Raw genomic sequence first — 13,853 nt, forward strand, 5'->3', positions numbered from 1 at the left:
TCGGCACACGAAGCTCGCCGAACCGCTTTGTAGGAAGTCTACAAGGTGGCGCAACTACTGCCGAGCCGCCGCGCGGTCCTTCGGGCTCCGCGCGGGAGCCACCAAGCGTCCCACGCCGAGGGCGGTCTGCAGCACGAAGGCCTCCCGCGGCAGCAGCGGATCCCAGCCGGTCACATCGCACACGCGGCGCAGCCGGTAGCGCACCGTGTTGGCGTGGACGAACAGTTCCCGCGCCGTGGCTTCCAGCGAATGCCCCAGCGACAGGTAGCTGGAGAGCGTTTCGACCAACCCGTTGCCGGCGTTGAGCAGCGGCACGTAGATGTACTTGTAGAGGTCGCGGCGCGCGGCGTCGTCGCCGGACATCACCCGTTCGGGCCACAGGTCGTTGGCGGCGACAGGACGCGGCGCGGCCGGCCAGGCCTTGGCCGCGTTGAGCCCGGCGAAGGCGGCCTGGGCCGAGGTGCTGGCGTCCACCAGCGAGCGGGCCTCCGGGCCGTAGACCACCGGCCCGGGCCCGAAGAGTTCGGCCAGCCGCACGAAGGCGGTGTCCTGGTCCGACAGGCCGCCCAGCACCAGGATCAGCCGCTCGCCCTGGATGCCCACCAGGGTGTCGGCGGCGTAGCGGGAGCTGGCGCGGCGCAGTTCGGTCACGAAGCTGGGGCCCGGTTCACCGGGGGAGCCGCCCACCATCACCGTGATGGGGCCGGTGGTCTTCCAGCCGACCGCGGCGATCCGGGAGCGCAGCGCGTCGGAGCTTTCGCCGCGCAGGATCGCGTCCACGACCAGCGCCTCGAGCCGGGTGTCCCAGGAGCCGCGCGTTTCGGCGGCGCGTGCGTACACGTCGGCGGCGGCGAAGGCGACCTCGCGGGAATAGCGCAGCACTGCTTCGCGCAGTTGGGCCTCGTCGCTTTCGCCGGCAAGGTCCGGCACTTCGTCTTCCACGGCTTCGACCACCACGCGGATCAGCTGCAGGGCGCGTTGCAGGCTGATGGAGCGGGTCAGCTCGGTGGGGGCGGTGCCGAAGACGTCGTTCATCACCCAGGCCGGGGACGTGGGGCGTTCGTACCATGTCACGAAGGACGCGATGCCCTTCTGTGCGACCAGGCCGAGGGCGGAGCGTTCGTCCGGCCGCAACCCGCGGTACCAGGGCAGGTCCGAATCCAGCCGCTTCAGGGTCACGGTCGCCAGCGCGCCGACCTTGGTCCGCAGCCGCTCCAACGTCGCCGGATTGCCGGTCGCCGCCCGGTCGCCCTTCCGCCCGGCGCCGGCGCGCCGCCCGGCCGCACCGGATGTCGACGGCGGCGCCTGCTGCGCCGCGGTTTTCTTGGCGGCCGTCGTGCCCGGTGGGGCAGCCGTCTTGGCAGGTTCGGTCCGGGCATGGGGCATGCAACGAGCATACGCACTTGGCCGGGCAAGCTCCATTCCGGCTTTTGTGTGGTTCCTACTAAAACAGGCGGCGGACCCGGCCGCAAAGGGCCGGGTCCGCCGCCCGTCGGGTGGCGCGTTGCCGCGGTTTAGGAGTCGCCCCCGGCGTTGCCCGAGGTGCCGGCATTGACGTCCATCAGGCGGTACTTGTCGAACGCGTCCCGCGGCACATTCTGGTCGACTTCGCCGCGGCGGGCCAGCATCTGCAGGGCCCGGACCACGATCGAGTGGCTGTCGATCTTGAAGAAGCGCCGGGCCGCGGCCCGCGTGTCTGAGAACCCGAAGCCGTCGGCGCCCAGGGTCGCGAACTCGTTGGGCAGGTACTGCCGGATCTGGTCCGGCACGGCCGCCATGTAGTCGCTGACCGCCACGATCGGGCCGGTCGCCCCTTCGAGCTGCTGGGCCACAAAGGGCTTGCGCGGCTCGGCGCCGGGGTTCAGGAACGCCTCCTCCTCGGCGGCCAGGCCGTCGCGGCGGAGTTCGTTCCAGCTGGTCACCGACCAGACATCGGCGGAGACGCCCCAGTCATCGGCCAGCAGCTGCTGGGCTTCCAGCGCCCACGGCACGGCCACGCCGGAGGCCAACAGCTGGGTGCGGGGCCCGTCGACCTTGGCCGGAGCCAGCAGGTAGATGCCCTTGACCAGGCCCTCGACGTCCAGTTCCTCCGGTTCGGCGGGCTGGAGGATCGGCTCGTTGTACACGGTCAGGTAGTACATCACGTTGGGATCCGGATGGTTCCCGCCGTACATGCGCTCCAGGCCGGCGCGCATGATGTGTCCGATCTCGTACCCGTAGGCCGGGTCATAGGTGACGACCGCCGGGTTGGTGGAGGCGAGGACCGGGGAATGCCCGTCCGCGTGCTGCAGGCCCTCGCCGGTCAGGGTGGTCCGTCCCGCGGTGGCGCCGATCACGAAGCCGCGGGCCATCTGGTCGGCGGCGGCCCAGAAGAAGTCACCGGTGCGCTGGAAACCGAACATCGAGTAGAAGATGTAGATCGGCACCAAGGGCTCGCCGTGGGTGGCGTAGGAGGTACCGACGGCGGTGAAGGCGGCGGTGGAGCCGGATTCGTTGATGCCGGTGTGCAGGATCTGGCCCTGCGGGGATTCCTTGTACGCCAGGACCAGGTCGCGGTCCACGGACAGGTAGTTCTGGCCCTTGGGGTTATAGATCTTGGCGGTCGGGAAGAACGAGTCCATGCCGAAGGTCCGCGCCTCGTCCGGAATGATCGGGACCACGCGGGCACCGAATTCCTTGTCCCGCATCAGGTCCTTCAGCAGGCGCACGAACGCCATGGTGGTGGCCGCCTGCTGTTTCCCGGAGCCGCGCTTGGCAACCTCGTAGGCCTTGTCCTCGGGCAGGTGCAGCTGCTGGTGCGCGGTCCGGCGTTCCGGCACGGCGCCGCCGAGCGCGGCACGGCGCTCCATCATGTACTTGATCTCCGGGGTGTCCGGTCCCGGCCGGTAGTACGGCGGCCGGTACGGATCGGCCTCGAGCTGCTCGTCGGAGATCGGGATGCGCAGGTGGTCGCGGAAGTCCTTCAGGTCCTGCAGGGTCAGCTTCTTCATCTGGTGGGTCGCGTTGCGGCCCTCGAAGTGCGTGCCCAGGCCGTAACCCTTGACCGTCTGGGCGAGGACCACCGTGGGCTTGCCCTTGAACTCAGTGGCGGCGCGGTAGGCGGCGTAGACCTTGTGGTAGTCGTGGCCGCCGCGCTTGAGGTTCCAGATCTGCTCGTCGGTCATGTCCGCGACCATTTCCTTGGTCTGCGGGGTCTTGCCGAAGAAGTGCTCGCGGACGAACCCGCCGGATTCGGCCTTGTAGGTCTGGTAGTCGCCGTCGAGGGTGGAGTTCATGATGTCCACCAGCGCGCCGTCATGGTCCTTGGCGAGCAGTTCGTCCCACTCCCGGCCCCAGGTGACCTTGATGACATGCCAGCCGGCGCCGCGGAAGAAGGCCTCGAGCTCCTGCATGATCTTGCCGTTGCCGCGCACCGGCCCGTCGAGGCGCTGCAGGTTGCAGTTGATCACGAAGGTGAGGTTGTCCAGCTTTTCGTTGGCTGCCAACTGCAGGAAGCCGCGCGACTCCGGTTCGTCCATCTCGCCGTCGCCCAGGAAGGCCCAGACGTGCTGGTCGGAGGTGTCCTTGATCCCGCGGTTCTGCAGGTAGCGGTTCAACTGCGCCTGGTAGATGGCGTTGGCCGGGCCGATGCCCATGGAAACGGTGGGGAATTCCCAGAACTCGGGCATGGAGCGCGGGTGCGGGTAGGAGGGCAGGGCGTGGCCTTCGCGGGACTTCTCCTGCCGGAAACCGTCCAGGTCCTCCTCGGACAGCCGGCCTTCGAGGAAGGCGCGCGCGTACATGCCGGGGGAGGCGTGGCCCTGGAAAAAGACCTGGTCGCCGCCGCCGGGGTGGTCCTTGCCGCGGAAGAAATGGTTGAAGCCCACTTCGTAGAGGGTGGCCGCGCCGGCGTAGGTGGAGATGTGTCCGCCCACGCCGATGTCCGGACGCTGGGCCCGGTGCACCAGCATGGCCGCGTTCCAGCGCATCCAGGCGCGGTAGCGGCGCTCGATCTCCTCGTCGCCCGGGAACTCCGGCTCCTGGTCGACCGGAATGGTATTGACATAGTCCGTGGTGGTCACCATCGGCACGCCGACGCTCTGCGCACCCGCACGCTGCAGGATGGAGCGGACAATAAACTGGGCCCGTTCGGTGCCCTGGCTCTCCACCAGACCGTCGAAGGACTCTATCCATTCGGCGGTTTCTTCGGGATCGCGATCCGGCAGCTGGCTTGTCAGCCCGCTCAGGATGTGCGAGGTATCTTCTCCTGCGCTCACGTCCAACCTCTCATACGTGCAGATTGTGTCTGCGCCTTACGTGGCATAGCGACCCGGCGCATGGTCCGGCCGGGAGATATTCTTCAGTGCCACTCTAACTGTTCACGGCATTACAACGCAGCCGGAGCCGGCCGTGCCAGTTGTTACGACGACGTCGGAGGCCGCCCCGCCGTCGCCGTCGTCGGCCCACCGGCGCCGGTCCCCGCGGGCGCCCGCCGTCGTCCCTTAAGAAAGAGGCGTAAAGCGGCGCCGCGGCGCGGCAAAAAACGGCAGCGTCCTGCGGGTGGCTTGAAGCGACGGCGATTAGGGTGTTGGCTTGTAACTAGCAACACGCCCATCGCCGTCGGCGGGGTGAATCAATACGTTCCGTACAGGAGGAGCACAGTGGGCGAGGCCGAAGCCGCCGCGGTAGAGAATGTGGCAGGCAATTTGGGTTTCAAAGACGGGGACCTGATCCAGGAATTCGGCTATGACGAGGACGTGGACTTCGATCTGCGTGACGACATCGAGGACCTCACCGGCTCCGAACTGCTTACCGAGGACGACCACGACGTGGTGGACGCGGTGATCCTGTGGTGGCGCGACGGCGACGGCGACCTGGTGGACGCGCTGGTCGACACGCAGACAACCCTCGGGCCGGGCGGAGTGGTCTGGGTGCTGACGCCGAAGTCCGGCCGGGACGGTTACGTGCCGCCGGCCGACGTCCAGGAAGCGGCGCCTACCGCCGGCCTGCACGTGACCACTTCCGCCGGCGTCTCCGGCGATTGGGCCGCCACCCGGCTGGTCAGCAAGCGGACCAACAAGTGACCGCGGACGCACCCCGGACCGGGCTGCCCGCACCCGATTTCGAGCTGGCCAACCAGTTCGGCGAACCCGTCAGGCTCTCCGCCCTGCGCGGTGAGAACGTCGTGCTGGTCTTCTACCCGTTCGCCTTCTCCGGCATCTGCACCGGCGAGCTGTGCGAGCTGCGCGACGACCTGGGCCTCTTCCGCAGCGAGAATGCCCGCGTGCTGGCCGTGTCCGTTGACCATAAGTTCGCCCTGCGCGCGTTCGCGGAGCAGGAGGGCTACGAGTTCGACCTGCTGGCCGACTTCTGGCCGCACGGCGACGTGGCCAAGGCCTACGGCGTGTTCGACGACGACTCCGGGATGGCGCTTCGCGGCACCTTCATCATCGACGCCGAAGGCATCCTGCGGCACGTGATCCGCAATCCCCGCAGCCAGGCCCGCGACATCCAGGAATACCACCGCGTGCTGAAAGAGCTCTAGCCGCCATGGAGTTGCTGCGGCCGGCGCTCGAGATCCTGGCTGGACACCGTCTGGCCGTGTTGACCGGCGCGGGCCTCAGCACCGATTCCGGCATCCCGGACTACCGCGGACCCACCTCCGTCCCGCGCGCACCGATGACCTACCAGCAGTTCGTCGGCGACGAGGACCTGCGCCGCCGCTACTGGGCGCGCAACCACATCGGCTGGCGGCACATGCACCACGCCGCGCCCAACCTTGGCCACTACGCGCTGGCAGCGATGGAGCAGAACGGCCTGCTCAGCGGCCTGATCACGCAGAACGTGGACCGGCTGCATGAGGACGCCGGCAGCGTGAACGTGATCGACCTGCACGGGCGTTTCGACCGGGTGATCTGCCTGGACTGCGGGGACGTGACCAGCCGCTCCTCGCTGGCGGTGCGGCTGGAGGAACTCAACCCCGCCTACGCCGCCGCCGGCGATGCCGGCGACGTCGCTCCGGATGCCGACGCCGACGTCGCCGACACCTCCCGTTTCGTCGTGGCCGACTGCCTGGTCTGCGGCGGCATGCTCAAGCCGGACTTCGTCTACTTCGGCGAGAATGTCCCCAAGGACCGGGTGGCGGCGGCCTACGCCATGGTGGACGACGGCGAGGCGCTGCTGGTTGCCGGGTCCTCGCTCACCGTGATGAGCGGCCTGCGGTTCGTCCGGCACGCCGCCAAACAGGGCAAACCCGTGGTGATCATCAACCGCGGCCCTACCCGCGGCGACGACTTGGCCGACCTGAAGCTGGAAACGGGCGTCTCCGAGGCTCTTGGCCACCTGGCGGCGGAGTTGCCGGGCCGGCTCCAGAAGCCGGCCTGAGACGCGGCCAGGAGGACCGTGCCGCCCCTTCGATGCGCCGGCTGTTGACCCTGAGGGAGGTCTCAGGTTACAGGTTGCATCGTGTTGATCCGCACGTAAATTTGGTTGGCGTTCACGCCGGTTTATCCGGTAGAGTAAATCCTCGTGATGTTGCGGCGGATAACGCTCCGCGGTCCCGCTTTCGACATTACAACGGGTCTTTAGCTCAGCTGGTAGAGCGCCACGTTTACACCGTGGATGTCATCGGTTCGATCCCGGTAGGACCCACGAACAAACCCCGCACTGTCAGGCAAGACGCCTGGGAATGCGGGGTTTTTCGTGCCCAGCTCCACTGGCCGGGCTGAGCCGCAGTCTCCGGTTCTGCGTTTCAGGCTTCGATTCCTAAGCGAATCCTGAGGTCCAGCGGGCGCCTGCCGGTGTAACGTGGGGCTCCCGGTGGCCGCTGCAGGGGGCAGTGGAACCGGATGGATGAGGTAACGGCCCCGCCCGCTGTTGGGGGATGGGCGGGGCTGTCCCTCAGCGTTGCAGATGCCGGACAAGGTGATCGTCCGCGCGCAGCATTCGACCGCGTCGAAGCCCCTTTCCCGCGAATCCGACACCCGGCCCGGCGGCCCTGTCTTCCGCACCGCCCGGCAAGGACACGCCGTCCTGCCGTGCCGCTGCATGGTCTCGTGCGGGACATCTACCGGGCACGTGAAAAACTTGTCAGCCATACTCGTCGCTCGCGAGGAATCTCGTCTCGGGGATCACAGCCGGCACACAGGTCCAAAGGGAAAGGCACTGTCCCGTGAGGGACAGTGCCTTTCGGGGCAGCCGTTAGATGGGGGATCAACGGAACTGCCAGGGGATAAGCGGTGCAGCAACCGGGGAGATGGGGGCTCCCGGGCGTTCAATGCCACCGCCAAGCCACAGTCTGCCATGACCCGTGGGCATTTCTCAACCACAATGATTGATCAGTTAAGCGTGTCGCTCGTTATAGGCAAATACGGGTCAAAACACGGCACACGCCCTTACCATCCGCGAGCCGCCGAACGGTGCTGCCGAGTACTTATTGTGCCGATCTTATGCCAAGACAGAGCGGCCGATGCGTCATGCAATAACGGTTAAGCAACGGCGCCGTGAAGCTCTCTACAACCGGCCTCCGGTCTGCAACGCTGGACCGATCATGCTGGTTTTCACGAGGGGCAACAATGGAGAAGTTCTGCCGGACTGCAGGCCACGCTTTCGTCCCTGCATGCACCGTCTCGGCACGGCGTTGTGCCTGTTCTGGAACGCACCGCCGGCCGTGCTCCGAACAGGACGCCGGCGGGATACCGGCGCAGGACCCGCTGGATGAAATCGGGCTGCCCGCGGCCTCGCCTCGAGCGTTGACTCCCCGCCCGGACCCCGGCACGGACGCCATCGCCGGCAGGGGATTTCCCGGCGCCATCGCCGGCAGGGGCTTTCCCGGCGAGGACGACGCGGACGATGAAGCAATCGACGCCTGGCTGCGCTTCCGCCCCTCGGCTGCCGCCGGCGAATGAGTCACAGCTAACGCCAGCCCGCTTAGCCGGTGCCGCCGGTCGGGATTAGGCTTGAGGAGGAACCACGGCCCGCTCGGGCTGTACGCTGACGTCCCTGACCGCGGGGACCGCACACATGGAGACTCAATGAGCGCACACATCGGTGTGACAGGTCTGGCCGTCATGGGCGCCAACCTGGCACGGAACTTCGCCCGCAACGGCTACACGGTCGCCCTGCACAACCGCTCGGTGGAAAAGACGGACGCCTTGCTGTCCGCCCACGGCGACGAGGGCGACTTCATCCGCACCGAGTCGCTGCAGGAGCTGGTGGAGAACCTGCAGAAGCCCCGCCGCGTGCTCATCATGGTCAAGGCCGGCAAGCCGGTCGACTCCGTCATCGAGCAGTTGGTGCCGTTGCTGGAAGAGGGCGACATCGTCATTGACGCCGGCAACTCGCACTACGAGGACACCCGGCGCCGCGAGGCCGCCTTGGCCGAGAAGGGGCTGCACTTCGTCGGCATCGGGGTCTCGGGCGGCGAGGAAGGGGCGCTCCTCGGCCCATCCATCATGCCCGGCGGCTCCCGGCAGTCCTACGACTCGCTCGGCCCCATGCTGGAAAAGATCTCCGCCAAGTACGACGGCGAACCCTGCTGCAGCTGGGTGGGCACGGATGGCGCGGGCCATTTCGTAAAGATGGTGCACAACGGCATCGAGTACGCGGACATGCAGGTCATCGGCGAGGCCTACGACCTGCTCCGCACCGGTGCAGGCCTGGAACCGCAGCAGCAGGCCGAGATCTTCACCGCGTGGAACAAGACCGAGCTCTCGTCCTTCCTGATTGAGATCACCGCCGAGGTGCTTGCCCACACGGACGCCAAGACCGGCAAGCCGTTCGTCGACGTGGTGGTGGACTCGGCCGGGCAGAAGGGCACCGGGCGCTGGACCGTCGTCTCCGCGCTCGAACTCGGGTCGCCGGTCTCCGGCATTGCCGAGTCGGTTTTCGCGCGCGGCCTTTCCTCGCAGCGCGGCCAGCGCGCCATAGCCCAGGACGTGCTGGCAGGACACGAAGAAGACGTCAAGGTCCCGCAGAGCTTCGTCGAGGACGTCCGCCAGGCGCTGTTCGCCTCCAAGCTGGTCAGCTACGCCCAGGGCATCGACATGCTCGGTTCCGCAGCGGGCGAGTACGGCTGGGATCTGAAGCTGGATGAGATCGCCTCTCTCTGGCGCGCCGGCTGCATCATCCGCGCCGAGCTGCTGGACGACATCATGAAGGCCTACGCCGGCGACTCAAAGCCTGAAAACCTGCTCTTCGCCCCGGCCTTCGCCGATGCGATCGGCGCGGCAGTCCCGGCGTGGCGCCGAGTCGTGGCCACCGCCGTCCAGCTCGGCATCCCGGTACCGGTATTTGCCTCCTCGCTGGCCTACTACGACGGGCTGCGCCGCAAGCGCCTGCCGGCCGCCCTGACCCAGGGCCTGCGCGACCTCTTCGGCGCACACACCTACGGCCGGACGGACGCGGAAGGCACCTTCCACACCCTGTGGAGCGGCGACAAGTCGGAGGTCTCCGCCGTCGACACGCACTGACTCGGACGGCGGACAGCCGCCTGAGGAGCTTCCGGAGCCCCCAACCGACTCTTGCGGTTGGGGGCTCCGTCGGCTGCCACCGCTTTCGTCGGAAACTACGCCGCCGACTTCTGTACCTCCGAGTAGAAGAACTGGAGGAGGTCGGATCCGAATTCCGCGGTGAGCAGGGCGGCCGCCCAGCGGGTTGGCTTCGGAGCCAGCAACAGCCCGAAGATGAAGCCGCTGGCCACCCATTGGCCCAGGCAGAACGGGCACGTCAGCAGTTCGCCGATGGCTTTCTGCGGTCCGGTGCCGCGCACGTCTTCGGCCAGTTCGGCTGCTCCGCTTTGTCCTTCAAAGGAAGTGAACGGAGCCCGCAGCGGGCTGGTGACCGGGGCCTTGGTCAGCAGTCGGGAGAGCTTGTGTGTCGCGACGGCGATCAGCGCCAGGTCGCTCCACCGGGGCGCGTCCGGCACGGTGCGGCCGGAGCGGCGAACGGCGGCTGTCCCCAGTGCCAGTCCTGTGCCGTGGACGCCCATCAACATCAGGAAAGAGCCCAGCGGCAGGTGCTCTCCGTGGCTGTATTCGTCCTTCTCGTGCCGTAACCGGGCCCGTAATCTTTGAGCTGTTTCCTGATACATGTGGTGCTTGCCCTCCCGGTCTTGTGCCCTGGGGGCGAGTTTATCGGCGCCATGGGCGACGCAACAGGGCAGGACACCCGTGGAACCGCACGACCGGCGGGCTAAAACCGCACCGGTAAGCGGAAATCGGCCCCTCCTCGGAGAGTTGAGGAGGGGCCGATTGTCTCAGGTTTGAGTCCGGCTATCGCTTCGAAGCGCGGTAGCCGGCAGCCCGAGCTGCACTTTCGGTGGCAAAGCACTCTTCGGGGCTGGTGCGCGAGTAGAAGCCACCGCCTGGGACGTGATAAATCCACTCGCCCGAGGAGCTTTGATTGCCTTTGATGGGGTATCCGGCCGGGCAATAGTGTCCTTTGGGGGCACTTCGGGTGGGCTTCTTTCCGGCCGTGATCGTGAGAGCCTGCGTCTTCGTCGCGGTGCGCGTGTAGGTCGAGGACGGCAACCGGTACTTCACCGTCGTGGTGACCTTGTACCTGCCGGCCCGCAGGGAAACCGACTTCTTGTTCTTGGTTACGGTCTTACTGCCGGCTTTCACCGTCAGCGTGTTGGACACGACTTTCACGCCCTTGGCAGACGAAAAATTCGGCTTGATGGTTGCCGTGCCGTTGTAAGGAGCCTTCTTTCCCGCAATGGTCTTCAGCGCAACTGCAGTGCGGACCACGAGCTTCTGCGTCTTCGACGTCGTCTTGAGGTTCGAGTAGACGCGCTGGCCGTCCAGTTCTGCGTACGTCTTGTACTTCACGGTTGTGGCAACCGAGTAGGTCCCGGCCTTGAGCTTCGCGCTCTTCTTGTTCCTGAGCACGGTCTTGCTGCCTTGCTTAACCGTGATGGTCTTGGCTGTCACGGTGACCCATCCGGTGGCGGCAACCGTGGGCTTCACCGTTGCAGTGCCGTTGACGGGGGCAACCGGGCTGCCGATATTTTTGATCGCCACGCTCGTTTCGGGCGCAGGCGTCGGGACCGTCGCCCCGACGGCGGGACCAGTCACCGCTGTGACGGCCTGGACGGGAGCCGCGGTTGCGGCAGTGACGGAGCCTAGAAGGAGCGAGGCAGCGGCTGCGAACGCAGCGGCGCCACGCACGTAAGGTGCGAGTTTCAATTTCCCCAACTTTCCCGGGCGCAGCCCGGAACCAAAATGATTTACTGGTTAATCGTACGAGCAATAATGCTCAGGCACCTAGAATCCTTGGACGTACTCAACGGAGTCGTCGTACCAATCGGTGATGCGCCAGACTCCGCCCTTGACTGCAGCGGCCGGGACATCGGCAAAAACCACTCCGTAACCAATGGAGGAATCAACGTCCACCGTCGGCGGAAGCAGCGGCCCCATGTCGAGATAGGAATCTATTACCGTATACCCGGAGTCGTCGTAGGTGTTCCCGTCTGCACCGATGTATTCCACGACGATCCAGTCGGCCGGATCCATGGTGGAATCGCTGCTGTTACCCAAGAGCAATTCCACGTATAGATCCGCTTTTCCTGACTCTGTGTTGCTTGGGTATTGACGTGGTTCGAAGAACAGCACGTTCCAGTCAGGCAAAGTGAATATTTTGTCGATAGCGAAGGGGTCTTGCCTCGACGATCGTACAAACAGCACCATTTCTGCTGAGGTCGCTTTTCCGGCCTTGTTCGTTACTACGACCCGGTAGGTATCCAGTTCGTTCTTCGACCGTGCGGTAAACGTGTAGTTCGCGCTTGTTGCTCCCGAAATCCTCTTCCACGAGACCTTTCCGTCGGTTCCTTCGACCCCACGTTCCCACGCGTAGGACAGGGATCCGCCCGTGGCTTGGCTCTTGATAGTGATGGATTGGCCAGTGGTGGTCTCAATCGAACGCGGGATCTTAACCGTCGGTTTGACGACGGTCGTGACCTTCACGCTGTTGGAAGTTGCCTTTCCCGCCTTGTTGCCCGCTACGGCCCGGTACTCGGTTACTGACTGTCCGGAGGGAGTTGTGAAGGTGTGGGTTGACCTGGTGGCCGAGGAAATGTTCGCCCATTTGGATCCTGCCTTACGCTGCCACTGGTATGACATGGCTCCGCCACTCGCTTTGACTGAAAGCGTTACCTTCGATCGTGCCGGAGTGGTTACGTTCTTGGGCTCGGTTGTGATCCTGGGTGAGGTGACAACGGTGAGCGTGGCGCTCCTCGACGTGATCTTTGAGCGGGAGTTGGAGACGATCACGCGGTACTGCGCTCCATTAAGGCTGGCCGTGGCCTTGACCTTGAGAGTGTGGGTTTTGGCAGAAGCTCCGGTGGCTTTGACCCAGTTGTAGGACTTAGGTTTTTTGACCTGCCATTGATACCTGAGTTTGCTGCCGACTGCCTTGACGTTGAAGTTATGGGTCTTGCCGCTGGCCACAGTTGAGGACTTCGGGGCACCCGTGATCGTTGCCTTCACGACTGCCGTGGAGACCGCTGTCGTTGAAGCGACGGTAACGCCGACTGGGTTCGCCTGAGCCTGAGCGAGTGTTATTGGTGCAGTAAATAAAAGAGTGGCCATTGAAACTGTAACGGCGCGCTGAAGTAGTCTTTTCAAGAATTTCCCCCAACAGGAATGACAACAGAGCAGACGGAAGAGAAAGCTCCTCGTCAGGTTGAGGAGTTATCCGAATAATACTCAATCATTCGGCATAAGCAGTCAACGGCGTCATCGGAGCCCGAGAAACCCTGACAGACAGCGAGAGGCCCCTCTGCTCCGCGCAGAGGGGCCTCTTAGGATCGATGGTCGAGCCTACCGGTAGACCGCGACGAGTTGCTACAGCAACTCAGCGCGCAGTTCCGCCGCAGATTTGGGGGAGAGCAGGCCGGGCGGTACGTCGAAGACGGTGACGGCGCCGAAGCGGCCCTGCTGGTGCAGGCGGTGCACGGCCCGGGCGTAGGCCACCAAGACGCTGGCGGTGAACTCCGGGTTGCTCTCCAGCGAGAGTCCGTACTCGATGACTTGGGCGTGTTCGTCACTGGTGTTGCCGCTGCGGATGGTCATCCCACCGTGCGGCATGGCGCTGTGGTCGCGGGCCAGTTCCTCGGCCGAGATGAAGTGGACCTCGGTGTCGTACTGGTCAAAGTAGTGCGGCATGGTCACGATGGCTTCCTTGACCGCTGCGGGGTCGGCGCCGTCTGCCAGCACCACGAAGCATTCACGGGTGTGCTTCTGCCGCGTTTCCAGCTGCGGGCGGCTGCCGTCGCGCACCTGTTCAATCGCGGCTTCCGACGGCAGTGTGTACTGCACGCCGGCAGCGACACCGGGAACGCGCCGGACGGCGTCGGAATGTCCCTGGCTCAGCCCGCGGCCCCAGAAGGTGTAGGTATCGCCGTCGGGCAGGAGGGCCTCCCCGTACACGCGGTTGATGGAAAACATCCCGGGGTCCCAGCCGGCGGAAATCAGCGCTGTCTTCCCGGCGGCCCGCGCCGGCGCGTCGACGGCGTCGAAGTATTCGGGGATGCGGGCGTGCGTGTCGAAGCTGTCCACCGTGTTAAAGCGGGCCGCCATGACCGGACCCTGCTGCGGGAGGTCCTCCTTGGAACCGCCGCACAGGATCAGCACGTCGATGCTGTCTTCGTGGGCGGCCAGGTCGTCCATGGCGTATACGGCAGTCTCCTCGCGCAGCGTGGCAAGGTCCCCGGGGGATCGGCGGGTGAAGACCCCGGCCAGTTCCATGTCCGGGTTCTTGGCTACCGCGGCCTCCACGCCGCGGCCCAGGTTTCCGTAGCCGGCTATGCCGATGCGGATCGATTCGCCCACGGCTTGTCCTCTCGTCAGGTTCAACGTTTATCGGGCAGCAGTGGA

General features: G+C 65.6%; 11 protein-coding genes and 1 tRNA gene. 6 read left to right on the top strand and 6 right to left on the bottom strand.

Annotated elements, in window-relative coordinates:
- Positions 1-54: 54 nt before the first annotated feature.
- A complete protein-coding gene (locus AC5RW2_RS06535; protein ID WP_494012289.1) occupies positions 55-1,386 on the bottom strand; it encodes a PucR family transcriptional regulator in 1,332 nt (443 codons plus the stop codon).
- A 128-nt stretch (positions 1,387-1,514) separates the two neighbouring features.
- Complete coding sequence (gene aceE, locus AC5RW2_RS06540) at positions 1,515-4,256, bottom strand: pyruvate dehydrogenase (acetyl-transferring), homodimeric type (protein ID WP_493999941.1); 2,742 nt, start codon at positions 4,254-4,256, stop codon at positions 1,515-1,517.
- A 384-nt stretch (positions 4,257-4,640) separates the two neighbouring features.
- Here aceE and AC5RW2_RS06545 point away from each other — a divergent pair, with 384 nt between their 5' ends.
- The 6 genes from AC5RW2_RS06545 (at position 4,641) to gnd (ending at position 9,449) form a co-directional block, all read left to right on the top strand.
- Positions 4,641-5,063: a DUF3052 domain-containing protein gene (locus AC5RW2_RS06545; protein ID WP_493986977.1), complete on the top strand. Its 423-nt coding sequence runs from the start codon at positions 4,641-4,643 to the stop codon at positions 5,061-5,063.
- The gene (locus tag AC5RW2_RS06550; RefSeq protein ID WP_493999940.1) at positions 5,060-5,524 is read left to right on the top strand and encodes a peroxiredoxin; all 465 of its coding nucleotides are present in this window, start codon (positions 5,060-5,062) and stop codon (positions 5,522-5,524) included. Before AC5RW2_RS06545 ends, AC5RW2_RS06550 begins: the two co-directional genes overlap by 4 nt.
- 5 nt (positions 5,525-5,529) lie before the next feature.
- The gene (locus AC5RW2_RS06555) at positions 5,530-6,363 is read left to right on the top strand and encodes an NAD-dependent protein deacetylase (protein WP_493999939.1); all 834 of its coding nucleotides are present in this window, start codon (positions 5,530-5,532) and stop codon (positions 6,361-6,363) included.
- A gap of 194 nt (positions 6,364-6,557) precedes the next feature.
- Positions 6,558-6,630, top strand: a tRNA-Val gene (locus AC5RW2_RS06560).
- A 1,100-nt stretch (positions 6,631-7,730) separates the two neighbouring features.
- Positions 7,731-7,886, top strand: coding sequence for a hypothetical protein (locus AC5RW2_RS06565; protein WP_494073818.1), 156 nt, complete (start codon positions 7,731-7,733; stop codon positions 7,884-7,886).
- 126 nt (positions 7,887-8,012) lie between these two features.
- Complete coding sequence (gene gnd, locus AC5RW2_RS06570; RefSeq protein WP_493999937.1) at positions 8,013-9,449, top strand: NADP-dependent phosphogluconate dehydrogenase; 1,437 nt, start codon at positions 8,013-8,015, stop codon at positions 9,447-9,449.
- A gap of 95 nt (positions 9,450-9,544) precedes the next feature.
- Here gnd and AC5RW2_RS06575 read toward each other — a convergent pair whose 3' ends face one another.
- The 4 genes from AC5RW2_RS06575 to AC5RW2_RS06590 all read right to left on the bottom strand — a co-directional run bounded on the left by AC5RW2_RS06575 (position 9,545) and on the right by AC5RW2_RS06590 (position 13,808).
- Complete coding sequence (locus tag AC5RW2_RS06575; RefSeq protein WP_494073819.1) at positions 9,545-10,069, bottom strand: DUF1360 domain-containing protein; 525 nt, start codon at positions 10,067-10,069, stop codon at positions 9,545-9,547.
- Between the two features lie 181 nt (positions 10,070-10,250).
- Positions 10,251-11,000, bottom strand: coding sequence for a sunset domain-containing protein (locus tag AC5RW2_RS06580; RefSeq protein ID WP_494073820.1), 750 nt, complete (start codon positions 10,998-11,000; stop codon positions 10,251-10,253).
- Positions 11,001-11,243: 243 nt separating this feature from the next.
- Positions 11,244-12,566 carry a hypothetical protein gene (locus AC5RW2_RS06585; RefSeq protein WP_494073821.1) on the bottom strand — a complete coding sequence of 441 codons (1,323 nt, stop codon included), beginning with the start codon at positions 12,564-12,566 and terminating at the stop codon, positions 11,244-11,246.
- Between the two features lie 255 nt (positions 12,567-12,821).
- The gene (locus AC5RW2_RS06590; protein ID WP_493999933.1) at positions 12,822-13,808 is read right to left on the bottom strand and encodes a diaminopimelate dehydrogenase; all 987 of its coding nucleotides are present in this window, start codon (positions 13,806-13,808) and stop codon (positions 12,822-12,824) included.
- Between the last annotated feature and the right edge of the window lie 45 nt (positions 13,809-13,853).

Source organism: Arthrobacter sp. B0316-1-20, from assembly GCF_059091865.1.